The following is a 22,896-nucleotide window of genomic DNA, read 5'->3' on the forward strand; positions in this document are numbered from 1 at the left end:
GGTAAGCTCCTTCTATATTAGAAGGGGTTTTTTTGAAGTGATGTATTTATATTTTGAACAAAGTTGAATCTATAACCTGAGACTTTCTTTTTTTTGATAAAAAAACCAACATTGATTCAACATCTTCACTTGATAATAATCCTTTTCATAAAAGGCTTTGCGGATTTGATTTTGGAACCAATTAGGCATAGCTTTTCCTCCTTTAGTTTCCTATTGTATTATTAGTCTATGTTATAATGGGTTGTCATGTTACCAAGGAAAGGGAGGGGGAAATGGATAATCGGCAATTGCAAAAACTAGTAGAAGAAATTTCGTTGAAAGACTTTAAAAAGGCCTTTAGACACCAAGCCAGCTTTAATCCGCGTCTCCGAACAACAGGAGGCCGATACTTGCTCCGTTCACATAATATAGAAATCAATAAGAAGTATCTTGAAGAACGCGGTGTGGAAGAAATCATTGGAATCATTAAGCATGAATTGTGCCATTATCATCTGCACATCGAGAAGAAAGGGTACCAGCATCGTGATGCTGACTTTAAGCATTTACTTAAAAAAGTGGGGGCACCGAGATTTTGCGAGGCGCTGCCGTCTAACCAATTAAAGAAAAAGATGAATACTATTCAATATAAATGTGAAGACTGTCAGCAGATGTATATAAGAAAAAAACGAATCGACACTACCCGTTTCGTTTGTGGTAAATGTCGTGGAACGTTGATTTACCAAGGGTTTAAGGAATGAAAAACAAAAATATAAAAAAAAACAAAAGAACCCTTGACTTTAAGTTGTAACCTCTTTATAATCATAAGAGTCGACAAGATAACAACTTGTTCTTAACGACAAACACTTAGGTCCTTGAGCGTGAAAAAGGAACCCAATTTTCATTATTCCGCAGTAGCTCAGTGGTAGAGCATTCGGCTGTTAACCGAACGGTCGTAGGTTCGAGTCCTACCTGCGGAGCCATTTTTTTTGGGGAAGTACTCAAGAGGCTGAAGAGGCGCCCCTGCTAAGGGTGTAGGTCGCGTAAGCGGCGCGAGGGTTCAAATCCCTCCTTCTCCGCCAGCTACATATTTCATCAAGGCCCATTGGTCAAGCGGTTAAGACACCGCCCTTTCACGGCGGTAACACGGGTTCGAATCCCGTATGGGTCACTTTCTTTTAGAAAATCATAATACTGGTCCCGTGGTGTAGCGGTTAACATGCCTGCCTGTCACGCAGGAGATCGCGGGTTCGATTCCCGTCGGGACCGCCATTTTTTTAAAAAAACACTTGTAAAAATAATGTTATCGTGATATAATAATATCCTGACTGTTAATCAGTATTTGATTATTGGGCTATAGCCAAGCGGTAAGGCAACGGATTTTGATTCCGTCATGCGAAGGTTCGATCCCTTCTAGCCCAGCCATTATATTTAGAGCCATTAGCTCAGTTGGTAGAGCATCTGACTTTTAATCAGAGGGTCGAAGGTTCGAATCCTTCATGGCTCACCATTTATTTTCGCGGGTGTGGCGGAATTGGCAGACGCACCAGACTTAGGATCTGGCGCCGCAAGGCGTGGGGGTTCAAGTCCCTTCACCCGCACTGATATTTTTCTACTTGACATCAAGTTGAAAAGGTGTTAAACTTACAAAGTCGCTTTCGCGGTCGTGGCGGAATGGCAGACGCGCTAGGTTGAGGGCCTAGTGGGGGAAACCCCGTGGAGGTTCGACTCCTCTCGGCCGCACCAATAACATCATAGAAATTAGCGCCCGTAGCTCAATTGGATAGAGCATCTGACTACGAATCAGAAGGTTGTAGGTTCGACTCCCGCCGGGCGCACCATATTTTACGGGAAGTAGCTCAGCTTGGTAGAGCACTTGGTTTGGGACCAAGGGGTCGCAGGTTCGAATCCTGTCTTCCCGACCATTCTTTCTGAAAATATTTTAAAATTAAATGCGGGTGTAGTTTAGTGGTAAAACCTCAGCCTTCCAAGCTGATGATGAGAGTTCGATTCTCTTCACCCGCTCCATTATTGCTCTTTGAAAACTGAACAAAACAAAGCGCCAACGTTAAATTTTAAGTGAGCACACACTATCAAAAAAGCAAATGAGCAAGTCAAACATTTCTTCGGAGAGTTTGATCCTGGCTCAGGACGAACGCTGGCGGCGTGCCTAATACATGCAAGTCGAGCGAATCGATGGGAGCTTGCTCCCTGAGATTAGCGGCGGACGGGTGAGTAACACGTGGGCAACCTGCCTATAAGACTGGGATAACTTCGGGAAACCGGAGCTAATACCGGATACGTTCTTTTCTCGCATGAGAGAAGATGGAAAGACGGTTTACGCTGTCACTTATAGATGGGCCCGCGGCGCATTAGCTAGTTGGTGAGGTAATGGCTCACCAAGGCGACGATGCGTAGCCGACCTGAGAGGGTGATCGGCCACACTGGGACTGAGACACGGCCCAGACTCCTACGGGAGGCAGCAGTAGGGAATCTTCCGCAATGGACGAAAGTCTGACGGAGCAACGCCGCGTGAACGAAGAAGGCCTTCGGGTCGTAAAGTTCTGTTGTTAGGGAAGAACAAGTACCAGAGTAACTGCTGGTACCTTGACGGTACCTAACCAGAAAGCCACGGCTAACTACGTGCCAGCAGCCGCGGTAATACGTAGGTGGCAAGCGTTGTCCGGAATTATTGGGCGTAAAGCGCGCGCAGGTGGTTCCTTAAGTCTGATGTGAAAGCCCACGGCTCAACCGTGGAGGGTCATTGGAAACTGGGGAACTTGAGTGCAGAAGAGGAAAGTGGAATTCCAAGTGTAGCGGTGAAATGCGTAGAGATTTGGAGGAACACCAGTGGCGAAGGCGACTTTCTGGTCTGTAACTGACACTGAGGCGCGAAAGCGTGGGGAGCAAACAGGATTAGATACCCTGGTAGTCCACGCCGTAAACGATGAGTGCTAAGTGTTAGAGGGTTTCCGCCCTTTAGTGCTGCAGCTAACGCATTAAGCACTCCGCCTGGGGAGTACGGCCGCAAGGCTGAAACTCAAAGGAATTGACGGGGGCCCGCACAAGCGGTGGAGCATGTGGTTTAATTCGAAGCAACGCGAAGAACCTTACCAGGTCTTGACATCCTCTGACAACCCTAGAGATAGGGCTTTCCCCTTCGGGGGACAGAGTGACAGGTGGTGCATGGTTGTCGTCAGCTCGTGTCGTGAGATGTTGGGTTAAGTCCCGCAACGAGCGCAACCCTTGATCTTAGTTGCCAGCATTCAGTTGGGCACTCTAAGGTGACTGCCGGTGACAAACCGGAGGAAGGTGGGGATGACGTCAAATCATCATGCCCCTTATGACCTGGGCTACACACGTGCTACAATGGATGGTACAAAGGGCTGCAAACCTGCGAAGGTAAGCGAATCCCATAAAGCCATTCTCAGTTCGGATTGTAGGCTGCAACTCGCCTACATGAAGCCGGAATCGCTAGTAATCGCGGATCAGCATGCCGCGGTGAATACGTTCCCGGGCCTTGTACACACCGCCCGTCACACCACGAGAGTTTGTAACACCCGAAGTCGGTGAGGTAACCTTTATGGAGCCAGCCGCCTAAGGTGGGACAGATGATTGGGGTGAAGTCGTAACAAGGTAGCCGTATCGGAAGGTGCGGCTGGATCACCTCCTTTCTAAGGATAATTACGAGAGCGCTTTTGTTTTGTTCAGTTTTGAATGAGTAATTCATTCAAATAGGAAAGACAAACATCACGATGTGATGGATTCTTTCTGCTTTGTTCCTTGAAAACTAGATAATAGATAGAAGGCAATTAATTTTTTTCAAAGCATCTGTAAGATCTTTTTTAACGGTTAAGTTAGAAAGGGCGCACGGTGGATGCCTTGGCACTAGGAGCCGATGAAGGACGGGACTAACACCGATATGCTTCGGGGAGCTGTAAGTAAGCTTTGATCCGGAGATTTCCGAATGGGGAAACCCACTGTTCGTAATGGAACAGTATCTTTACCTGAATACATAGGGTACTGAAGGCAGACCCGGGGAACTGAAACATCTAAGTACCCGGAGGAAGAGAAAGCAAATGCGATTTCCTGAGTAGCGGCGAGCGAAACGGAATTAGCCCAAACCAAGAGGCTTGCCTCTTGGGGTTGTAGGACACTCAACATGGAGTTACAAAGGAACGGGGTAAATGAAGTGATCTGGAAAGGTCCGTCAAAGAAGGTAAAAACCCTGTAGTTGAAACTTCGTTCCCTCCTGAGTGGATCCTGAGTACGGCGGGACACGAGAAATCCCGTCGGAAGCAGGGAGGACCATCTCCCAAGGCTAAATACTCCCTAGTGACCGATAGTGAACCAGTACCGTGAGGGAAAGGTGAAAAGCACCCCGGAAGGGGAGTGAAATAGATCCTGAAACCGTGTGCCTACAAGTAGTCAAAGCCCGTTAATGGGTAATGGCGTGCCTTTTGTAGAATGAACCGGCGAGTTACGATTTCATGCGAGGTTAAGTTGATAAGACGGAGCCGCAGCGAAAGCGAGTCTGAATAGGGCGAATGAGTATGAGGTCGTAGACCCGAAACCAGGTGATCTACCCATGTCCAGGGTGAAGTTCAGGTAACACTGAATGGAGGCCCGAACCCACGCACGTTGAAAAGTGCGGGGATGAGGTGTGGGTAGCGGAGAAATTCCAATCGAACCTGGAGATAGCTGGTTCTCTCCGAAATAGCTTTAGGGCTAGCCTCAAGATGAGAGTATTGGAGGTAGAGCACTGATTGGACTAGGGGCCCCCAACGGGTTACCGAATTCAGTCAAACTCCGAATGCCAAATACTTATTCTTGGGAGTCAGACTGCGAGTGATAAGATCCGTAGTCGAAAGGGAAACAGCCCAGACCACCAGCTAAGGTCCCAAAGTATACGTTAAGTGGAAAAGGATGTGGAGTTGCTTAGACAACCAGGATGTTGGCTCAGAAGCAGCCACCATTTAAAGAGTGCGTAATAGCTCACTGGTCGAGTGACTCCGCGCCGAAAATGTACCGGGGCTAAACGTATCACCGAAGCTGTGGATTGACACCGTATGGTGTCGATGGTAGGAGAGCGTTCTAAGGGCGTTGAAGTCAGACCGGAAGGACTGGTGGAGCGCTTAGAAGTGAGAATGCCGGTATGAGTAGCGAAAGAAGGGTGAGAATCCCTTCCACCGAATGCCTAAGGTTTCCTGAGGAAGGCTCGTCCGCTCAGGGTTAGTCGGGACCTAAGCCGAGGCCGAAAGGCGTAGGCGATGGACAACAGGTTGATATTCCTGTACCACCTATACATCGTTTGAACGATGGGGGGACGCAGAAGGATAGGGTAAGCGCGCTGTTGGATATGCGCGTCCAAGCAGTTAGGCCGGAAACGAGGCAAATCCCGTTTCCATTAAGGCGGAGCTGTGATGGCGAGGGAAATATAGTACCGAAGTTCCTGATTCCACGCTGCCAAGAAAAGCCTCTAGTGAGATGTAAGGTGCCCGTACCGCAAACCGACACAGGTAGGCGAGGAGAGAATCCTAAGGTGTGCGAGAGAACTCTCGTTAAGGAACTCGGCAAAATGACCCCGTAACTTCGGGAGAAGGGGTGCTTTTTAGGGTGAATAGCCCAGAAAAGCCGCAGTGAATAGGCCCAGGCGACTGTTTAGCAAAAACACAGGTCTCTGCGAAGCCGCAAGGCGAAGTATAGGGGCTGACACCTGCCCGGTGCTGGAAGGTTAAGGGGAGAGGTTAGCGCAAGCGAAGCTTTGAACCGAAGCCCCAGTAAACGGCGGCCGTAACTATAACGGTCCTAAGGTAGCGAAATTCCTTGTCGGGTAAGTTCCGACCCGCACGAAAGGTGTAACGATCTGGGCACTGTCTCAACGAGAGACTCGGTGAAATTATAGTACCTGTGAAGATGCAGGTTACCCGCGACAGGACGGAAAGACCCCGTGGAGCTTTACTGCAGCCTGATATTGAATTTTGGTACAGCTTGTACAGGATAGGTAGGAGCCTGAGAAGCCGGAGCGCTAGCTTCGGTGGAGGCGTTGGTGGGATACTACCCTGGCTGTATTGAAATTCTAACCCGCGCCCCTTATCGGGGTGGGAGACAGTGTCAGGTGGGCAGTTTGACTGGGGCGGTCGCCTCCTAAAGAGTAACGGAGGCGCCCAAAGGTTCCCTCAGAATGGTTGGAAATCATTCGTAGAGTGTAAAGGCACAAGGGAGCTTGACTGCGAGACCTACAAGTCGAGCAGGGACGAAAGTCGGGCTTAGTGATCCGGTGGTTCCGCATGGAAGGGCCATCGCTCAACGGATAAAAGCTACCCCGGGGATAACAGGCTTATCTCCCCCAAGAGTCCACATCGACGGGGAGGTTTGGCACCTCGATGTCGGCTCATCGCATCCTGGGGCTGTAGTCGGTCCCAAGGGTTGGGCTGTTCGCCCATTAAAGCGGTACGCGAGCTGGGTTCAGAACGTCGTGAGACAGTTCGGTCCCTATCCGTCGCGGGCGCAGGAAATTTGAGAGGAGCTGTCCTTAGTACGAGAGGACCGGGATGGACGCACCGCTGGTGTACCAGTTGTCTTGCCAAAGGCATAGCTGGGTAGCTACGTGCGGACGGGATAAGTGCTGAAAGCATCTAAGCATGAAGCCCCCCTCAAGATGAGATTTCCCATGGCGCAAGCTAGTAAGATCCCTGAAAGATGATCAGGTTGATAGGTCAGAGGTGGAAGCGTGGCGACATGTGGAGCTGACTGATACTAATAGATCGAGGACTTAACCAACGCTTTAAAAAAATGAAATACCTTCTTCTTATTATCTAGTTTTGAAGGAATGAAAATTTCTTCTTGCATTCTGATCTCATACATGATATGATAATGGATGTACTTCGAAAAAAGAGAATATGTTTGGTGGCGATAGCGAAGAGGTCACACCCGTTCCCATTCCGAACACGGCAGTTAAGCTCTTCAGCGCCGATGGTAGTTGGGGGTTTCCCCCTGTGAGAGTAGGACGCCGCCAAGCTATAATCTTTGTATTCTTTTTAAGTAAATGGGAATACTTATTTATAAAAGTAACATTTATACCGTCGCGGGGTGGAGCAGTCCGGTAGCTCGTCGGGCTCATAACCCGAAGGTCGCAGGTTCAAATCCTGTCCCCGCAATCATGAAAAAAACGAAACTTTGGTTTCGTTTTTTTGTTTTATCTGAAATTCGAATAATTATGTCCCTAACTTATTTGTTTCTTCTTTTGAAACAAGGTAAACTACATATAGAATGGTTGTTGTTCCATAATATTGCGTTTATGGTACTCGATATGAACTATAGGACGTTTTCCTAATAATGATAAAGGTGATTGATATATGCAACATGTTGAATTGATTTCTCAGAATGAGGAAGAAACAGCGCAATTTGCGCATAAATTGGCACAAAAGCTTTCGAGTGGAGATGTACTGGCTTTAGAAGGTGACTTGGGAGCAGGGAAGACGGCATTCACAAAAGGGCTGGCTAAAGGATTAGGTGTTACGAGAATGGTGAATAGTCCTACCTTTACGATAATAAAGGAGTACATGGGTCGCTTGCCTTTATATCATATGGATGTTTATCGGGTAAGTGAATCCGAAGAAGATTTAGGCTTTGATGAATATTTTGATGGTGATGGTGTGACTGTCGTTGAATGGGCCCATTTAATAAAGGATCACCTTCCAGAGGAAATCTTGACCATTTATATTTATCGTCTGGGCGATACAAGCCGGCGTATTGTCTTGGAAGCCAAAGGCGAACGATATGTAAAGTTATGTAAGGAGATTATTTGATGAAGGTTTTAGCTATAGATACATCGAATTTTACATTAGGGATTGCACTGGTTAACGGGAGTCAAGTAATTGGCGAGTATACGACGAACCTAAAGAAAAATCATTCGGTGCGGGTAATGCCAGCAATTGAAACGTTGCTGAGGGACTGTGATACTAAACCGAAGGAATTGACTAAGATAGTGGTCGCTCAAGGTCCAGGCTCCTATACAGGGGTCAGGATTGGCGTGACGATTGCGAAAAGCTTGGCCTGGACGCTTCAGATTCCGTTATCAGGTGTTTCCAGCTTAGAGGTTTTAGCAGCTAATGGACGTTATTTTAACGGCTTGATATCTCCCTTGTTCGATGCAAGAAGAGGGCAGATTTATACTGGATTATATGAAATGGAAAAGGATTCTCTAAAGACAGTCATTGAAGATTGTAATATTCTATCCTCTGATTGGGCGATTCAATTAAAGGAATTAAATCGTCCTGTTTTATTTGTTGGTCAAGATGTGGACATCCATAGGGATGCAATTACGGATGCATTAGGCAATTTAGCGGTATTTGCTCCAGTACAGTCATATAATTCAAGGCCAAGCGAACTGGCCTTCATTGGTCTTGATAAGACTGAAGTGGATGTTCACCAGTTTGTACCGAATTATATCCGCATGGCTGAAGCAGAAGCTAAGTGGCTTGAACAGCAGGGGAAATAAACAAGGAAAGCGACCGATTATTATGAGTAAAACATTGACATTCCGAAAGATGAATACGGAAGATATCGACCAAGTGCTTAACGTGGAAAAGCAGTCCTTTACTTTACCTTGGAGCCGGGAAGCTTTTTTTAATGAATTGAATCATAATCAATATGCTGTATACATGGTGATAGAGGATGAAGGGAAAATTGCCGGTTATTGCGGTGCATGGATCGTCATTGATGAATCGCACATAACCAATATAGCGATATTACCTGAATACCGAGGGCAAAAGCTTGGAGAAGCTTTGCTCAGGAAGATGATTGAAATCTCCATTTCGATGGGTGTGGTGAGGATGACGCTTGAGGTCCGTGTCAGTAATGCAGTAGCCATTTCGCTTTATGAAAAACTAGGTTTCCAAAAGGGTGGAATCCGAAAAAATTATTATACAGACAATCAAGAAGATGCTTATGTTATGTGGGTGAATTTTTCATGAAAAAAGATCAATTTATATTAGGAATTGAAACGAGCTGCGATGAAACTGCGGCAGCTGTCATAAAAAATGGAACGGCAATACTGAGTAATGTTGTGGCTTCACAAATCGAAAGCCATAAACGTTTTGGCGGTGTTGTCCCAGAAATAGCTTCCCGTCATCATGTAGAACAAATTACGATTGTTCTTGAAGAAGCACTGCTACAAGCCGGTGTGACATATGAAGACTTGGATGCCATTGCCGTTACAGAAGGTCCTGGACTTGTAGGAGCACTATTAATAGGTGTGAATGCGGCTAAGGCTGTAGCTTTCGCACATGGAATCCCGATTGTCGGTACGCATCATATCGCGGGTCATATCTATGCAAATCGTCTTATTCAGGAGATCGAATATCCTGCGCTTTCTTTAGTCGTTTCGGGAGGTCATACGGAATTGGTGCTTTTAGAAGAACCGGGTTCTTTCAAGGTGATAGGGGAAACGCGGGATGATGCAGCAGGAGAGGCGTATGATAAAGTAGCTCGAACCTTGGGGCTCCCTTATCCTGGTGGGCCTCATATCGATAGGCTTGCACAAGAAGGCTCACCATCTTTGAAACTGCCTAGGGCATGGTTGGATGGCAGCTACGACTTTTCTTTCAGCGGGTTGAAATCAGCGGTGATCAACACTTTGCATAATGCAGAACAGCGCGGGGAAAAAATTGAACCTAAAGATTTAGCGGCAAGTTTCCAAGCAAGTGTCATAGAAGTGCTTGTAATGAAAGCTGTAAAGGCTGCAAAGGAATATAATGTGAAGCAGGTATTGCTTGCTGGAGGAGTTGCGGCAAATAAAGGCCTTAGGGAAGCATTAACGGAAGCTTTTAAGGATTTACCTATGGATATATCCATTCCGCCACTATATCTTTGTACGGACAATGCCGCCATGATTGGTGCTGCTGGCAGTGTCATGTTTGAAAAGGGAAAACGATCTGGTTTGGATTTGAACGGAAATCCTGGATTGGATATAGAAGCATTTTAATTGACGAGAAGGCAGGATCCCAAACTTCGGAATCCTGTCTTTTTTATCCTGTTAATAAAAAAATAGAATATTCTGTGGATAAAGTTTTTTTGATAATCATACTGCATGTGTATAAAGTGGTGTTTTTGTGGATAAGTGGATATGTTTCTGTGGATAATGTGCATAACTCAAATTAATGGCTAATGAACGGTAAGTGATTTGTTAACAAGTTTGTGGATAACTTTCGTGAAACATTTTAATTGGAAAGGAAAAGACCGAGTCATTTGACTCGGTCAATTGTCATTCTTCCAGTTCAGCCCATTCTTCGAGAAGATGATCCAAACTTTCCTGTGCATTATCAAGCTTTGCTTGGACTTCCATTACTTTTTCGTGGTCCTGGAAAACATTTGGATCACAAAGGAGGTCATTATATTCGTTTATTTCGGTTTCAAGAAGCTCCATGGCTGTCTCGATTTCCTCAATACGACGTTTTCGCTGGCGTTCAGCTTTTTTTGTTTCTTTATCAATTTTGTAATTTGTTTTTTCTACGGCTGTATCTAAAGTTTTCGCCTGATCCTGCTGTTCAAGTGCTTGGATTTCCGCTTGCTCCTGTTTCTTCTCTAAATAGTAATCATAATCACCGAGGAATTCTTCGTTGCCGTCTTTGGAGAGCTCTATCACTTTCGTTGCTATCCGATTTATGAAATAACGGTCATGTGAAACGAAAAGAATGGTTCCCGGATAATCGATCAATGCGTTCTCAAGCACCAATTTACTATCGAGGTCCAAATGGTTCGTTGGTTCATCAAGAATTAAAAAATTCCCCTTTTCCATCATCATTTTAGCTAGAGCAAGCCTAGCCTTTTCGCCTCCGCTTAGAGTGGAAACTGTTTTCAATACATCGTCCCCGCTAAATAGGAAATTACCGAGTACGGTGCGAATGTCCTTTTCCGGTTTAAGGGGATAGTCGTCCCATAATTCATTGAGTACTCGTTTATTGGAAACAAGGTTAGCCTGTTCTTGATCGTAGTAGCTGACTTCTACGTTCGTTCCAAAACGGAAGTCCCCAGAAAGTGCAGGCAGCTTAGAGATGATCGTTTTCAGTAACGTTGATTTTCCAACTCCATTTGGGCCAACAAGAGCTATGCTCTCTCCTTTTGTCATCCGGGAATTTATATTCTTTGATACCGTTTCCCCTTCGTATCCGATAGCCAGGTCCTGAAGGTGGAGCACTTCATTTCCGCTTTGCCTATCAATCTGAAAAGAAAAATTCGCGGATTTTTCATCACCTTGCGGCTTGTCCAATACATCCATCTTTTCGAGTTGTTTGCGTCTGCTTTGTGCTCTTTTCGTGGTGGAAGCCCTTGTGATATTACGTTGGACAAAGTCGCGAAGCTTTTCAATTTCCCCTTGTTGCTTCTCGAACAGTTTCATGTCCCGCTCATAATCTTCCGCTTTTCCCTCTAGGTAAGAACTATAATTACCATGGTATTTTTTCATGTTATTCCGGGAAATCTCATATACCAGGTTTACTACTTTATCTAGAAAATAACGGTCATGGGAAACAATAAGGACAGCTCCCTGGTAGCTTTGTAAATATTGTTCAAGCCAAGAGAGGGTTTCGATATCCAAATGGTTCGTCGGCTCATCCAGAATCAATATATCCGGTTTCCTTAAAAGCAGTTTTCCTAATGCAAGCCTTGTTTTTTGCCCACCGCTTAAAGTGGAAATTGGGGTAGAATAGTCAAAGTCAGCAAACTGAAGTCCATGCAGTACGGAACGGATATCCGCTTCATATTGATAACCGCCCTTCTCTTTGAATGCCACCATCAAAGTGTCGTATTCATTCAGCACTTTTTGGTAAATTGTTTCGTTTTCAAAGATATCAGGTCTGGCCATATCAGACTCAAGGCGACGCAGTTCCTTTTCTTGCTCTATAAGGTCCGTGAATACAGTCAGCATCTCATCCCAAATGGTCAGTTCGGATTCCAATCCCGTATCCTGGGCCATATAGCCGATGGTGACGCCTTTTGGTTTGATTATTTCACCGCCATCATGGGAAAGCTGTCCGGCTATGATTTTTAGCAGAGTGGATTTACCGGCGCCATTTCGGCCAACAAGTGCAATTCGATCTTTATTTTGAACTTCGAGCTTCATATTTGATAAAATAAGTTCAGCTCCATAATATTTCGATAGTTGATTGATTTGTAATAAAATCATAGATTTCACCTCAATTGATTATTGTTAGTGTAACGTATTTTAGTTATTATCGGCAACAGCTTGGTTCCAAGCTAAAAGAAAAGCTGTTACATAAAGTGGAATAATAGTGTATGATTTAGGAGGGGTTACTTAAATGGGAGACTTAACGCATTTTAATGAACAGGGCAGGGCCAAAATGGTCGATGTGAGTGCTAAGCCTGAAACAACCCGGACGGCAGTAGCTCAATCGAGCATTTTATTGAATGATGAAATATATGAATTGGTCACGAACCAGAAAATGAAAAAAGGTGATGTACTGGCTGTTGCACAAGTTGCAGGAATAATGGCCAGCAAAAATACATCCAATATAATTCCGATGTGCCATCCCATTGCTCTGCAAGGGGTCAATATAGCCTTTGATTGGGAAAAAGAAGAACAAGGATATAGGCTTAGGATTGAAACGGAAGCTAAGACAAAAGGGAGTACAGGTGTTGAAATGGAAGCGTTAACAGCTGCATCCGTGACTGCCTTGACTGTTTATGACATGTGTAAGGCCCTTGATAAGGGAATGGTGATCGGGCCTACATTCTTAGTGGAGAAAACAGGCGGAGTTTCCAGTAACGATTATAAAAGACAAGTAAAACAAACAGATAGAGATTAAGTTGAAAAGCATGTGTGAAGGCGGGGAAAAACAATGAACCATGACCCAAAGATACCGCAGGCGACTGCCAAAAGGTTGCCATTGTATTATCGATTTTTAAAGAACTTACATTCCTCAGGCAAACAAAGAGTTTCCTCGGCAGAGCTAAGCGAAGCTGTAAAAGTGGATTCTGCTACCATTCGCCGTGATTTTTCCTACTTTGGCGCGCTTGGGAAAAAAGGGTACGGCTACAATGTCAATTATTTATTATCCTTCTTTAGAAAAACACTAGATCAAGATGAATTGACCAAAGTCGCTTTAATTGGGGTAGGAAATTTAGGAACCGCTTTTTTAAATTACAATTTCATGAAAAATAATAATACAAAAATTGAAATGGCTTTCGAAGTTTCTGAAGAAAAGGTCGGCAAGCGAATAGCTGATGTGCCAATCTATCATATGGATCAAATCGATACACTATTGCAGGAAAATAATATTACTGCGGCTATATTGACAGTGCCTGCACAAGTAGCCCAGACAATAACCGATCGTCTAGTCAAAGCTGATATAAAAGGAATATTGAATTTTACTCCTGCACGGCTGACCGTGCCTCCATCCATAAGGGTTCACCACATTGACCTGGCCGTGGAGCTTCAGTCGCTCATCTACTTCCTGAAACATTATCCTGTAGTGGAAGAAGCCGCATTGGAGGAATGAAAAAACGCTGCATCATTGCAGCGTTTTTTTATTTTTTATTATTTTTTTGTGCGGCTTTAATCTTAAAGTGCAGCAGGATCATCCGTAATCCCGATCCAAAGTCAAGAGTCGCAATAAGGACGAGTATGTAGGCGAAGATTCCCCATCCGGAAGAATTGACGGTTTGAATCGCGATAGCGGTAAAAAGAGCTCCTAAGCCTGCATAGATGATGCCCATGAATAATGGTGATTGACGTTTCATAATAAACCTCCGATGAAGGCCTGTGCAGTATCTAGCATCTTCTCAATATCCTCCCGATATACCACTTGAAGGATGATAACAAGCGTATTCATCGCAATATGAGCGCTCATGGAAACGAGAATGCGGCCTGTTTTTGCATAAAGGAAAGCAAAGGTGAAGCCCATTGCTGTATATAAAAGAAGATGTTCAAATTCACCATGCGCCAAGCCGAAAATAACTGAGCTGATTAAAGCTGAAATAAAGAAGTTAAAGCGTTTATGAAGTGATCCGAAAATGATTTTCCGGAAAATTAATTCTTCCAATATAGGTCCAATTACTGAAGTGACGAAAATGACCATGGGGACTTTGTAAATGAGTGAAATGAGTTGCTGCGTATTTTCAGATTCAGACTCCACCCCAAGCATTTGTTCAATGCTGCCGGCAATACTTTGCGCAAAAAGAGCCATGAAAACTCCTGCAATTGCCCATAATACGGACATGGGAACGGAAGTTTGATTTCTTGTGTCCAACTTTTCCCTCATATCTTTTCTCATTAAAAAAAGAATCAAGAATAAAGCAGCGAGAAAACTGAAGACTATCCAGTATGCTGCAGACTTCACATCGAGCTCATCAGCCGGCATTCCGGTATAAGACCCGATCAGCATGAAAATGGGTACCCCAACAATACTGGATAATTGCATGGCAATATAAGTGATGATGACGAACCAATATTCTTTTTTCAAAAATGAAAACTCCTTTTATTTAGTCACCCATTCCGCTCGGAACATATGGGGACAATCTATAAACGCATACTCCAAAATGGTATCAAATATTTAGGCAGAACACCACTTAAAGGTACCCCTAACAAAACATTTTAATTACTTTGTTCAGTAAATCATTATGCTAAAGTAGTATACCCGTAATTTATCAGAAATTAATAAAAAATTTTCAATAAGATACTTGCAAAAAAGGCTCGGTTTATTTAATATTATAAATGTGTTAGCACTCGATGATGAAGAGTGCTAATAATCATGAAACAAATTATCAAGAGAATATGAGGAGGTTGTTTCACTTGTTAAAACCATTAGGTGATCGCGTTATTATTGAACTAGTTCAAACTGAAGAAAAAACTGCAAGCGGTATTGTTCTTCCTGATACTGCTAAAGAAAAGCCACAAGAAGGTAAGGTAGTAGCAGTTGGTACTGGCCGTGTCCTTGAAAATGGCGAACGTGTTGCTTTAGAGGTTGCCCAAGGCGATCTAATTATCTTCTCAAAATATGCAGGTACTGAAGTTAAATACGAAGACACTGAATACTTAATTTTACGTGAAAGCGACATTCTAGCTGTTATCGGCTAATTATACATCATACTTAACTGAACGAAAATTTTCTTAAAATTTTAGGGAGGTACTTATAAATGGCTAAAGAAATTAAATTTAGTGAAGAAGCTCGCCGCTCCATGCTTCGTGGTGTGGACGCACTTGCAGATGCAGTTAAAGTAACGCTTGGACCAAAAGGTCGTAACGTGGTTCTTGAGAAAAAATTCGGTTCACCGCTTATCACAAATGACGGTGTGACGATCGCTAAAGAAATCGAATTGGAAGATGCATTCGAAAACATGGGTGCGAAATTGGTTGCTGAAGTAGCAAGCAAAACAAACGACGTAGCTGGTGACGGTACAACTACTGCAACGGTTCTTGCTCAAGCGATGATCCGTGAAGGTCTTAAAAACGTAACAGCTGGTGCTAACCCAATGGGTATCCGTAAAGGAATCGAGAAAGCGGTCAATACTGCAATTGCAGAATTGAAAGCCATTTCCCAACCTGTTGAAAACAAAGAATCAATCGCACAAGTTGCTGCCATCTCTTCAGCTGATGAAGAAGTGGGCCAACTGATTGCGGAAGCAATGGAGCGCGTTGGTAACGACGGCGTCATCACAATCGAAGAGTCTAAAGGTTTCACAACTGAGTTGGACGTAGTAGAAGGTATGCAGTTCGATCGTGGATATGCTTCTCCATACATGGTTACAGATTCAGATAAAATGGAAGCTGTCCTTGAGAATCCATATATCTTGATCACAGATAAAAAAATCACGAATATCCAAGAAATCCTTCCTGTACTTGAGCAAGTTGTTCAACAAGGGAAACCGCTATTGTTGATTGCTGAAGATGTAGAAGGCGAAGCGCTTGCAACTCTTGTTGTGAACAAACTTCGTGGAACATTCAACGCAGTTGCGGTTAAAGCTCCTGGATTCGGTGACCGTCGTAAAGCAATGCTTGAAGACATCGCAGCTCTTACAGGCGGCGAAGTAATCACTGAAGAAATCGGACTTGACCTTAAATCTGCAACAATCGATTCATTAGGTCGTGCGTCTAAAGTGGTTGTTACAAAAGAAAATACAACTATCGTTGAAGGTGCTGGAAATACAGCTCAAATTCAAGCTCGTGTAAACCAAATCCGTGTTCAATTAGAAGAAACAACTTCTGAATTCGACCGTGAAAAATTACAAGAACGCCTTGCTAAATTAGCTGGTGGCGTAGCGGTAATCAAAGTCGGTGCAGCTACTGAAACAGAATTAAAAGAACGTAAACTTCGTATTGAAGATGCATTGAACTCCACTCGTGCCGCTGTTGAAGAAGGTATCGTAGCCGGTGGTGGTACAGCACTTCTTAACGTATACAATAAAATCGCTGAAATTCAAGCGGAAGGCGACGTAGCAACAGGCGTGAAAATCGTTCTTCGTGCCATCGAAGAGCCTGTACGTCAAATCGCTCACAATGCTGGACTTGAAGGCTCTGTAATCGTAGAGCGCCTTAAAGGCGAAGCAGTTGGTACTGGCTTCAACGCAGCTACTGGCGAATGGGTGAACATGATTGCTTCCGGTATCGTCGATCCTACTAAAGTAACTCGTTCAGCTCTACAAAACGCTGGTTCTGTAGCAGCTATGTTCTTAACAACAGAAGCTGTTGTTGCTGACAAACCAGAACCTGCTGGCGCTGGCGGCATGGGCATGCCTGATATGGGCGGCATGGGCGGCATGGGCGGCATGATGTAATAGGTTTTTAAATCCCTTTGATATAGGGGTTTAAAGAGTATTTAGAAATAAATGCTCACCTATTTGCTCACCTAACATGTAAATATCTTTTAAAGTTGAAGGTCTTCCATCAGTTTACTGAACTGATGGGAGGCCTTTTCTTCCATGTTGTCAGTCATATGAGCATAGATATTCATCGTTGTTTGAATATCTGTATGTCCTAATCGTTGTTGAATTTCTTTCAACCCCACTCCTGCTTCGATCAGTAAGGATGTATGCGTATGCCTGAATGAATGCAACGTTATTTCCTTGTGGATATGCGGTAACTTCTTAAGAAGACGTTGTAATCGTTTTGCAGGAAGTTTTTGAACCAATGGAAATCCCTCCGGTGAAGTGAAGACAAAGTTTTCATCCAAGTAATGATGCCTGTTTTGGATTTTCATTTTATTTTGCTGTTGCAGATGCTTTTTTAGCAACTTCATGACCTGATCGTCCATTTTAATCGTACGTATAGATCCTTTTGTTTTTGGTGTAAGCAATGTGTAATTTATCTTGTTGTTCGTGGGATTATATAAAGTCTTGGATATTCTTATAGATCCACTCTTAAAATTGATATCAGGCCACTTGAGAGCTAAAGATTCACCTATCCGAATGCCTGAATAGGCTAATAGCGAAAACAGCGTATAATCATTACTAAGTCCTTCAGTACGAGCAAGGGATAAGAATCCTATGAGCTCGTTTTTTTCTAGAAATTTCTTTCTGAGATTCTCTTTTTCAACTTCCTCAATAGTAGCTTGTTGTTTAGGAAGGCTATAATTTTCTGTCGGATTCTGTTGTAACCATTCCGACTCAACGGCAAATTTGAAGATCATTCTGCCTGTTGTATGAATACCATCCATATAGTTCTGTGAATACATTTTGCTTAGCTCATTTAAATATTCTCTATAAACAGACTTACTAATACTTTTTATTGGTGTGTTTGTCCACTGTTTAAGTAATACGTTAGATTCCTTCGTTCTAGCACGAACACTACTTACTTTAGATTGAGTAGAATAACTTTCAATCCACTTTTCTGCTAACGTATGAAAGTTCATATTAGAGTCTTGTACGAATTCTCCTCTAGAAACTTTGAATTCCATCTCTTTAGCTGCATCTTTAGCTGCTGTTTTAGAAAAAAATCCTGATTTTGTAATTTGTTTTCGCTTTTTTGTAATAGGGTCTATGCCTAAGTTGACGGTGTAACTCCACTTATCCCCCCGTTTACGAAAGTAAGCCATTATGTGCCTCCTTTATTAGTCATCTTCCAATAACAATTTCAGCATCGCCTTTACTTTTTCTATTTCAGATTTTGTTAACACTTTATCTTTATATAAAACATCATGTTCCTTTTGATTGAGTAAGTTATCGAGATTGAAAAAGTTTCTTTCTAATTCTTCATAAGTGTAAGTTACGTAATACTCGACTCCATTTTCATCTGTCTTTTTATACACAGACTTTACACTGAAAGATATGGTTTCAGTGTCGCTTTCATTGTAATCCCTGATATAGCTTTCTAAAGTCTTGCTCCTTACTACATCTCTAAACCATTCTCCAAAGTTTCCTACACTTAATATCTCTCCTATTTTTTCTCCATATTCTTTAAGAAGAGATGAAGAATTTTTGAGGTTCTTTTCAAGTGTCTGATAAGTCTTACTATCCATATTTAAATGATTTGCCATTTCTTCAATGTCTATATTCCTGTGTATTCTTAGTATTTTTAGAAAGTCACCAGCAGTAGCACTAGTTGAAAGGAAAGCTTCGAAAGAATCATTAATCTCGTCTATGTCTTTGTCATCGTAATGAGACTTATCTATGGGTACCATTTTATTAGTACCTTGAGCCCAAAGTTTATCAATTTCGGTTTTTGGATTATCAAACTTGGGGAAAGAATTAAACTGGCGAAAGCGATAATCATAAAGAATTTGCTTTTTGTCCTCGATGGGAAAAGTTTTTATTAGTTCCGGTATGTTAACTGATTCTTTTTCAACTTCAAGGTTCATGAAACCCGCAATTCTCATTAAAAAAAAGTAATTGACTCCTAATCCATTTGCAATTTTTTTAATTAATTCAGGTTGTGGTACATCTCTATTACCATTTTCAATCTGAGAGATATAAGAATGAGATACCCCAGATTGTTCGCTTAGAGATCTAATAGACATTCCTTTTGACTTTCTAATTCGCTTAATTTCTTCACCAAAAGGACTCACTTTTTTCATACAACACCTTCTTTCTTATTAATCCCCTTAACTTTATCACAATTGTGAACAAATGTGTAAAATTGGTTGCAAAATTATAGGTAATGATTTACACTTCTTGTGTACACAGTTGCAACCATGTTAGTTTCTATTGTAATCAAAATAGTTAGGGGGAGAATATATGATTAGCTTTGAAATTGATCAAGAGTTGTTGAAGGCACTTTACATTCAGAAGGTAGAGGAACACCTAAGGGAGATTGAACAAGAGGTATTTTTCATGGATTCAAAACAGTTGGCAACTTATTTAAACATGTCGTGGAATACCATCGTCTCGAACCTTTTATATGATGAAGATTTTCCCAAAGTCAGATTAGGTTCGAAATGGTTGTTTAATAGAAAAGAAGTTCAAGAGTTTATGAAGGCATATTACGTTGAAGTTCGAAATAATGGCGGTGATATTTTGAAGTATAAACGAAAGCTATAATTTTTGGATGGATGTGTTTGTGATGGAAGAAAGACCAAAAAACCCACTAACTCATAGGCGTGAGTTAGTAGGCGTAAAAAAACATTACACTCTTATTTTATATTCGAATTAAGGAATAAGCAAATGCAAAAATATAAGGGGGAAGTGCTATGGCTAATGGGAAATCAGTCACTCAAAGTGTAGAAAAAGTTCTCCCAGGTGCGAAAATTATTAAATGTCTAGGTTATTTAAATGGGAATACCAACTATAGTGTAGCTAAAAGACCGTTTGAGTCATATAAAAATAAAGAAAGTTTAACTGAAGAGGAAATACAAGAACACTTATCAAAGGGTGGATGGATTGGAGCATTAATCCCAAGAGGATTAATTGTAATCGATGTAGATATTCTAGAGCATGCTTCTTATCTTGTAGAGTTGCTCAGAGGAGAAAAGATCCATCATCATCTAATCAAAACACCTAGAGGCTTTCAATTTATTTTTAAGGCAACTTCTAATGAGAACGTGCAAGTGAAAATGATTAGTCACTTCTTCTCCTCCTTAGGGATTGTAGTAGACACTCGCGTTGGCACAACTAATAGTTTAATAGTATTTCCGACTTATAACACAGAAGGCAGGTTCATATCTCAAATAACTAATCACCCCACTGAACTGCCTTGGTTCTTAAGACCAGTTTGGAATGCTGAAAGAACAAAAGGTTATGAGTTTTCAATCCCTATGCAAAATGGATCACGTAATCAATCTCTCTATGATTTTGGAAGAAGGTTGAAATCTACGGGAGTACCGATGGAGCAAGTTGAGAAAAGCATGCTATTAATCTACCAGTATTTTTGTATTGATAAAGACGCTAGCTACACTATAAATGATGTAAAGGCCTCTATTGCTAGTATTGGAAAACTAGAGTCTACTACAAGAAAAACGCAGATGGAACAGTCAGAGCTAAGCAACAATGAAATTAATAAAGTATCAGGATTTGTCATACCTGACCCATATCGTATAAAGCATGATTCACTTTATAGAGTGGAAGTGAAAAAGGTCAACGGAGAATTACAAGACATTGAAGTCTTTGTGAGCAGGAATGTTCCATTCATAACTAAGTACTTGGAACATATTGAAAAAAGCGAGATACATTATGAAATTAGTTGGCGTAACAAAGGAAAGGACTATAAGGAAACTGTTCCTGCGGGTATGTTAGCTTCAAGGCGTGAATTATTGGCACTTGCAGATAAAGGGCTAAGTTGCAATGATTCAAACTCTAAACACCTAATTGAATACTTTGATTTGTTCATAGGACTAAATGAAATACCGACAGTCAAAATGGTAAATCGGCTAGGGGATGTAAAGGGAAACTTTATACATCCAATTTCAACTAAAGACATACATATAGTTCCGAGTGATGGGGGGGAATATCAAATACTAGAGTCCTTTCGAGTGAAAGGAACTGTTGAAAGTTGGATTAAAAATGTATTTAACTTAGTGAAGGATCATCCAAAGGCTGTGTTTCCTTTACTAGCATCTTTTTCTTCGGTTATTTTACATGAGTTTGATATGAAGCCCATAGTTGTTGATGTATCAGGAGAATCCAGTAGTGGTAAAAGTGGTTTACTTCTACTCTGTTCATCTGTATGGGGGAGCCCTAAAGAGTATATTGGATCTTTTAACACAACCAAAGTGGCAGTTGAAAGAAGATCCGCATTCCTAAATTCTTATCCTCAGATACTTGATGATTCAAATGGAGTAAACGACACCAAAATGATTCAAACGATGATCTATCAATTTGTGAATAACATAGGAAAGCTAAGAGGAAGTATTACGGGCAGTCAACACACCGCATCATGGAGATCAATTATGTTAACATCCGGTGAAAATGAAATCTTGGCCTATGCAGAAGCTCAAGGAGTAGCTGCAAGAGTAATTCCTATTACTAAGTTCTCGTTCGAAGGTGAGGACGAAAGCTTTTCAGGAAAACTTTACACCTCATTTACTGACAATCATGGTGCAATTGGAATTGAGTTCTTAAATCGTTGGAAAGATAAGCGAACTACTTATTCACGGGAATTTGAAGAGTACAGAAAAATGTATTTGAAAAAATCAGTTGAGAATGATGTTGCGAGAAGAATTTCTCTTCATTACTCTTTTATAGTGTTTACTGGAAAGGTGCTAAATGACCTTTTTAATCGTGAAGGATTAGATGTGGATTTAAACGCTCTTGAGGAACTTTTCTACAATATATCAAATGAGAACAAGGCTGTTGATAGGCCTTTATTAGAGCTGGAACAGTTACTTGAAGAGATTGATTCAAATCGTAATAGATTATACGTAGATTATGAACCTACACAAACTATTAGTGCTCTATATCACAATGGGGAATTGTATTTAACTCCTGCGTACATTAAAGAGAGTTTAGGGGTAAATGCAAAACAAATTCGAAGTGCTTGGTTGAAGAGAAAGGTCACAAACACTTTTAAAAACAAGGACTTGGATGTTGATTACACAACAATTAATAAAAGAGGAAGGGCACATAAAGGAATTTTAATTAATAAAGATATTATCAAAAAGTTGGGATTTGACTTCAGCACAAAAGAGTATTGAAATAAATGAAGGGTTACATGAGGATACGTAAATTGTATTCTTTTGTAACCCTTAAAGCGTTGGTAGAGTACCTTTTTAATGATTTAAATACAATAATACAAATATTACAAGTGTTATTATATATTTATATAGACTTTGTTATTATTAGCGCTTCTAAAATATAGTATATTAATGATTTTTTTTCTTGTATTTTTGTAATTTTATCTAAAATTCAGCAAAAATATCGTTGATGTGTCAATGTTTTAAATGAATACAAAGTAGTGAATTTCAGTCCTTTTTTTGTAACTGCAAGTAATCCCATTTCCAATAATAATGAGTTTTTTCAAACAGGACGACCAACAGGAATATAGTACTTGAGAAAATAATTCGTTTTATAAAAACGACTTCAAGAATATAATTATTGTGAACTCCCTTTACTTTTTTTCTTGATGGGGAGTTGCGCGAGTAGGTATGTGAGTAGCAAATTATTAGGTAGGTTGCTACTTAAAGAGTAATAAAAAAAGATCGTTAAGAGTTTCTTGTCAAAGTAATAGGTAGCGTTACTTCAATAAGTGAATTCTATTAAAAAGAATTTATTTTAATAATATAATAACCTCCTACATATAAATGAACCACGGAGGTATCTAATGGACTTAGGTGTAAATATAAGGCCTGATGATATTAGAAGCTTTTTAGAAAGTGGACTACCTGGCTTATCAGCTTACGATTATGAAATTGCAGTTGCCGGAGAAGGATAAAACAGTATTTATTTATCAAGATCATATTTAAGAATCTCACCCACCTAAAAATATCTCAATTATTTACAATAAAATCACTTTTCTTTGCATATATATTGTAAAAT

Annotated in this window: 17 protein-coding genes, 12 tRNA genes and 3 rRNA genes; 26 read left to right on the forward strand and 6 right to left on the reverse strand. The window is 41.5% G+C overall.

Annotation, left to right across the window (positions count from 1 at the left end):
• Positions 1–69: 69 nt before the first annotated feature.
• Positions 70–189, reverse strand: a complete 120-nt coding sequence (gene cmpA / locus NYE63_RS01530) for a cortex morphogenetic protein CmpA (protein WP_089364909.1) — start codon at positions 187–189, stop codon at positions 70–72.
• Positions 190–272: 83 nt separating this feature from the next.
• Here cmpA and NYE63_RS01535 point away from each other — a divergent pair, with 83 nt between their 5' ends.
• The 20 genes from NYE63_RS01535 (at position 273) to tsaD (ending at position 9,964) form a co-directional block, all read left to right on the forward strand.
• Positions 273–737, forward strand: a complete 465-nt coding sequence (locus tag NYE63_RS01535; protein WP_342603822.1) for a SprT family protein — start codon at positions 273–275, stop codon at positions 735–737.
• Between the two features lie 147 nt (positions 738–884).
• Positions 885–959 (forward strand) — tRNA-Asn (locus NYE63_RS01540).
• Between the two features lie 8 nt (positions 960–967).
• Positions 968–1,058: transfer RNA gene (locus tag NYE63_RS01545), tRNA-Ser, on the forward strand.
• A 17-nt stretch (positions 1,059–1,075) separates the two neighbouring features.
• Positions 1,076–1,147, forward strand: a tRNA-Glu gene (locus tag NYE63_RS01550).
• A gap of 25 nt (positions 1,148–1,172) precedes the next feature.
• Positions 1,173–1,248, forward strand: a tRNA-Asp gene (locus NYE63_RS01555).
• A 78-nt stretch (positions 1,249–1,326) separates the two neighbouring features.
• Positions 1,327–1,401 (forward strand) — tRNA-Gln (locus NYE63_RS01560).
• Positions 1,402–1,410: 9 nt separating this feature from the next.
• A tRNA-Lys gene (locus tag NYE63_RS01565) sits at positions 1,411–1,486 on the forward strand.
• 9 nt (positions 1,487–1,495) lie between these two features.
• Positions 1,496–1,577: transfer RNA gene (locus tag NYE63_RS01570), tRNA-Leu, on the forward strand.
• Between the two features lie 59 nt (positions 1,578–1,636).
• Positions 1,637–1,722, forward strand: a tRNA-Leu gene (locus tag NYE63_RS01575).
• Between the two features lie 18 nt (positions 1,723–1,740).
• Positions 1,741–1,817 (forward strand) — tRNA-Arg (locus NYE63_RS01580).
• A gap of 7 nt (positions 1,818–1,824) precedes the next feature.
• Positions 1,825–1,901 (forward strand) — tRNA-Pro (locus NYE63_RS01585).
• A gap of 29 nt (positions 1,902–1,930) precedes the next feature.
• A tRNA-Gly gene (locus NYE63_RS01590) sits at positions 1,931–2,004 on the forward strand.
• 95 nt (positions 2,005–2,099) lie between these two features.
• A 16S ribosomal RNA gene (locus NYE63_RS01595) occupies positions 2,100–3,650 on the forward strand.
• 176 nt (positions 3,651–3,826) lie between these two features.
• A 23S ribosomal RNA gene (locus tag NYE63_RS01600) occupies positions 3,827–6,759 on the forward strand.
• A gap of 122 nt (positions 6,760–6,881) precedes the next feature.
• Positions 6,882–6,997 (forward strand): 5S ribosomal RNA (gene rrf, locus NYE63_RS01605).
• Together the 16S, 23S and 5S rRNA genes with 12 tRNA genes alongside form the textbook arrangement of a ribosomal RNA operon.
• 65 nt (positions 6,998–7,062) lie before the next feature.
• Positions 7,063–7,136, forward strand: a tRNA-Met gene (locus NYE63_RS01610).
• 198 nt (positions 7,137–7,334) lie between these two features.
• Positions 7,335–7,787: a tRNA (adenosine(37)-N6)-threonylcarbamoyltransferase complex ATPase subunit type 1 TsaE gene (gene tsaE / locus NYE63_RS01615; protein ID WP_148359438.1), complete on the forward strand. Its 453-nt coding sequence runs from the start codon at positions 7,335–7,337 to the stop codon at positions 7,785–7,787.
• The gene (gene tsaB, locus NYE63_RS01620; RefSeq protein WP_342603823.1) at positions 7,787–8,479 is read left to right on the forward strand and encodes a tRNA (adenosine(37)-N6)-threonylcarbamoyltransferase complex dimerization subunit type 1 TsaB; all 693 of its coding nucleotides are present in this window, start codon (positions 7,787–7,789) and stop codon (positions 8,477–8,479) included. The genes tsaE and tsaB overlap by 1 nt, the downstream gene beginning before the upstream one ends.
• Positions 8,480–8,501: 22 nt before the next feature.
• Positions 8,502–8,954, forward strand: a complete 453-nt coding sequence (gene rimI / locus NYE63_RS01625; protein WP_101225599.1) for a ribosomal protein S18-alanine N-acetyltransferase — start codon at positions 8,502–8,504, stop codon at positions 8,952–8,954.
• Complete coding sequence (tsaD, locus tag NYE63_RS01630; protein ID WP_342603824.1) at positions 8,951–9,964, forward strand: tRNA (adenosine(37)-N6)-threonylcarbamoyltransferase complex transferase subunit TsaD; 1,014 nt, start codon at positions 8,951–8,953, stop codon at positions 9,962–9,964. Before rimI ends, tsaD begins: the two co-directional genes overlap by 4 nt.
• Positions 9,965–10,243: 279 nt before the next feature.
• On the opposite strand, the gene NYE63_RS01635 is transcribed toward tsaD, so the two are convergent.
• Positions 10,244–12,163, reverse strand: coding sequence for an ATP-binding cassette domain-containing protein (locus NYE63_RS01635; RefSeq protein ID WP_342603825.1), 1,920 nt, complete (start codon positions 12,161–12,163; stop codon positions 10,244–10,246).
• 133 nt (positions 12,164–12,296) lie between these two features.
• On the opposite strand from NYE63_RS01635, the gene moaC reads away from it, so the two are divergent.
• Positions 12,297–12,803, forward strand: coding sequence for a cyclic pyranopterin monophosphate synthase MoaC (gene moaC, locus NYE63_RS01640; protein ID WP_342603826.1), 507 nt, complete (start codon positions 12,297–12,299; stop codon positions 12,801–12,803).
• 33 nt (positions 12,804–12,836) lie between these two features.
• Positions 12,837–13,496 (forward strand): redox-sensing transcriptional repressor Rex, encoded by a 660-nt coding sequence (locus NYE63_RS01645; protein ID WP_034306345.1) that lies wholly within the window; start codon positions 12,837–12,839, stop codon positions 13,494–13,496.
• Between the two features lie 28 nt (positions 13,497–13,524).
• Here NYE63_RS01645 and NYE63_RS01650 read toward each other — a convergent pair whose 3' ends face one another.
• Together NYE63_RS01650 and NYE63_RS01655 are read right to left on the reverse strand one after the other, a co-directional pair.
• Positions 13,525–13,737: a YdiK family protein gene (locus NYE63_RS01650; RefSeq protein ID WP_342603827.1), complete on the reverse strand. Its 213-nt coding sequence runs from the start codon at positions 13,735–13,737 to the stop codon at positions 13,525–13,527.
• Positions 13,734–14,459: a CPBP family intramembrane glutamic endopeptidase gene (locus NYE63_RS01655; protein WP_342603828.1), complete on the reverse strand. Its 726-nt coding sequence runs from the start codon at positions 14,457–14,459 to the stop codon at positions 13,734–13,736. Before NYE63_RS01655 ends, NYE63_RS01650 begins: the two co-directional genes overlap by 4 nt.
• Before the next feature lie 329 nt (positions 14,460–14,788).
• On the opposite strand from NYE63_RS01655, the gene groES reads away from it, so the two are divergent.
• Both groES and groL read left to right on the forward strand, forming a co-directional pair.
• Positions 14,789–15,073, forward strand: a complete 285-nt coding sequence (gene groES, locus NYE63_RS01660; protein WP_034306337.1) for a co-chaperone GroES — start codon at positions 14,789–14,791, stop codon at positions 15,071–15,073.
• A 59-nt stretch (positions 15,074–15,132) separates the two neighbouring features.
• Positions 15,133–16,770, forward strand: coding sequence for a chaperonin GroEL (groL, locus tag NYE63_RS01665; RefSeq protein ID WP_063235581.1), 1,638 nt, complete (start codon positions 15,133–15,135; stop codon positions 16,768–16,770).
• Between the two features lie 89 nt (positions 16,771–16,859).
• Here the strand turns inward: groL and NYE63_RS01670 are convergent, their stop codons facing one another.
• Together NYE63_RS01670 and NYE63_RS01675 are read right to left on the reverse strand one after the other, a co-directional pair.
• On the reverse strand, positions 16,860–18,026 hold the full coding sequence (locus NYE63_RS01670) for a site-specific integrase (protein WP_342603829.1): 1,167 nt from the start codon (positions 18,024–18,026) through the stop codon (positions 16,860–16,862).
• Positions 18,027–18,041: 15 nt separating this feature from the next.
• A complete protein-coding gene (locus NYE63_RS01675; protein ID WP_342603830.1) occupies positions 18,042–19,004 on the reverse strand; it encodes a helix-turn-helix transcriptional regulator in 963 nt (320 codons plus the stop codon).
• Between the two features lie 160 nt (positions 19,005–19,164).
• Between NYE63_RS01675 and NYE63_RS01680 the strand changes: the two genes are divergently transcribed.
• Both NYE63_RS01680 and NYE63_RS01685 read left to right on the forward strand, forming a co-directional pair.
• Positions 19,165–19,467 (forward strand): helix-turn-helix domain-containing protein, encoded by a 303-nt coding sequence (locus NYE63_RS01680; protein WP_057915811.1) that lies wholly within the window; start codon positions 19,165–19,167, stop codon positions 19,465–19,467.
• A gap of 149 nt (positions 19,468–19,616) precedes the next feature.
• Complete coding sequence (locus NYE63_RS01685) at positions 19,617–22,055, forward strand: DUF927 domain-containing protein (RefSeq protein ID WP_342603831.1); 2,439 nt, start codon at positions 19,617–19,619, stop codon at positions 22,053–22,055.
• Positions 22,056–22,896: the final 841 nt, after the last annotated feature.

The sequence above is a fragment of the Peribacillus sp. FSL E2-0159 genome, assembly GCF_038643155.1.
GTDB classification, from domain to species: domain Bacteria; phylum Bacillota; class Bacilli; order Bacillales; family DSM-1321; genus Peribacillus; species Peribacillus simplex.

What these genes read in the sequence shown, in the direction of transcription:
- NYE63_RS01670 (WP_342603829.1), bottom strand. Translation starts at nt 18,026, where the DNA reads ATGGCTTACTTTCGTAAACGGGGGGATAAGTGGAGTTACACCGTCAAC.
- tsaB (WP_342603823.1), top strand. Translation starts at nt 7,787, where the DNA reads ATGAAGGTTTTAGCTATAGATACATCGAATTTTACATTAGGGATTGCA.
- NYE63_RS01675 (WP_342603830.1), bottom strand. Translation starts at nt 19,004, where the DNA reads ATGAAAAAAGTGAGTCCTTTTGGTGAAGAAATTAAGCGAATTAGAAAG.
- rimI (WP_101225599.1), top strand. Translation starts at nt 8,502, where the DNA reads ATGAGTAAAACATTGACATTCCGAAAGATGAATACGGAAGATATCGAC.
- NYE63_RS01685 (WP_342603831.1), top strand. Translation starts at nt 19,617, where the DNA reads ATGGCTAATGGGAAATCAGTCACTCAAAGTGTAGAAAAAGTTCTCCCA.
- NYE63_RS01635 (WP_342603825.1), bottom strand. Translation starts at nt 12,163, where the DNA reads ATGATTTTATTACAAATCAATCAACTATCGAAATATTATGGAGCTGAA.
- tsaD (WP_342603824.1), top strand. Translation starts at nt 8,951, where the DNA reads ATGAAAAAAGATCAATTTATATTAGGAATTGAAACGAGCTGCGATGAA.
- cmpA (WP_089364909.1), bottom strand. Translation starts at nt 189, where the DNA reads ATGCCTAATTGGTTCCAAAATCAAATCCGCAAAGCCTTTTATGAAAAG.
- NYE63_RS01645 (WP_034306345.1), top strand. Translation starts at nt 12,837, where the DNA reads ATGAACCATGACCCAAAGATACCGCAGGCGACTGCCAAAAGGTTGCCA.
- moaC (WP_342603826.1), top strand. Translation starts at nt 12,297, where the DNA reads ATGGGAGACTTAACGCATTTTAATGAACAGGGCAGGGCCAAAATGGTC.
- NYE63_RS01535 (WP_342603822.1), top strand. Translation starts at nt 273, where the DNA reads ATGGATAATCGGCAATTGCAAAAACTAGTAGAAGAAATTTCGTTGAAA.
- groL (WP_063235581.1), top strand. Translation starts at nt 15,133, where the DNA reads ATGGCTAAAGAAATTAAATTTAGTGAAGAAGCTCGCCGCTCCATGCTT.
- NYE63_RS01650 (WP_342603827.1), bottom strand. Translation starts at nt 13,737, where the DNA reads ATGAAACGTCAATCACCATTATTCATGGGCATCATCTATGCAGGCTTA.
- tsaE (WP_148359438.1), top strand. Translation starts at nt 7,335, where the DNA reads ATGCAACATGTTGAATTGATTTCTCAGAATGAGGAAGAAACAGCGCAA.
- NYE63_RS01680 (WP_057915811.1), top strand. Translation starts at nt 19,165, where the DNA reads ATGATTAGCTTTGAAATTGATCAAGAGTTGTTGAAGGCACTTTACATT.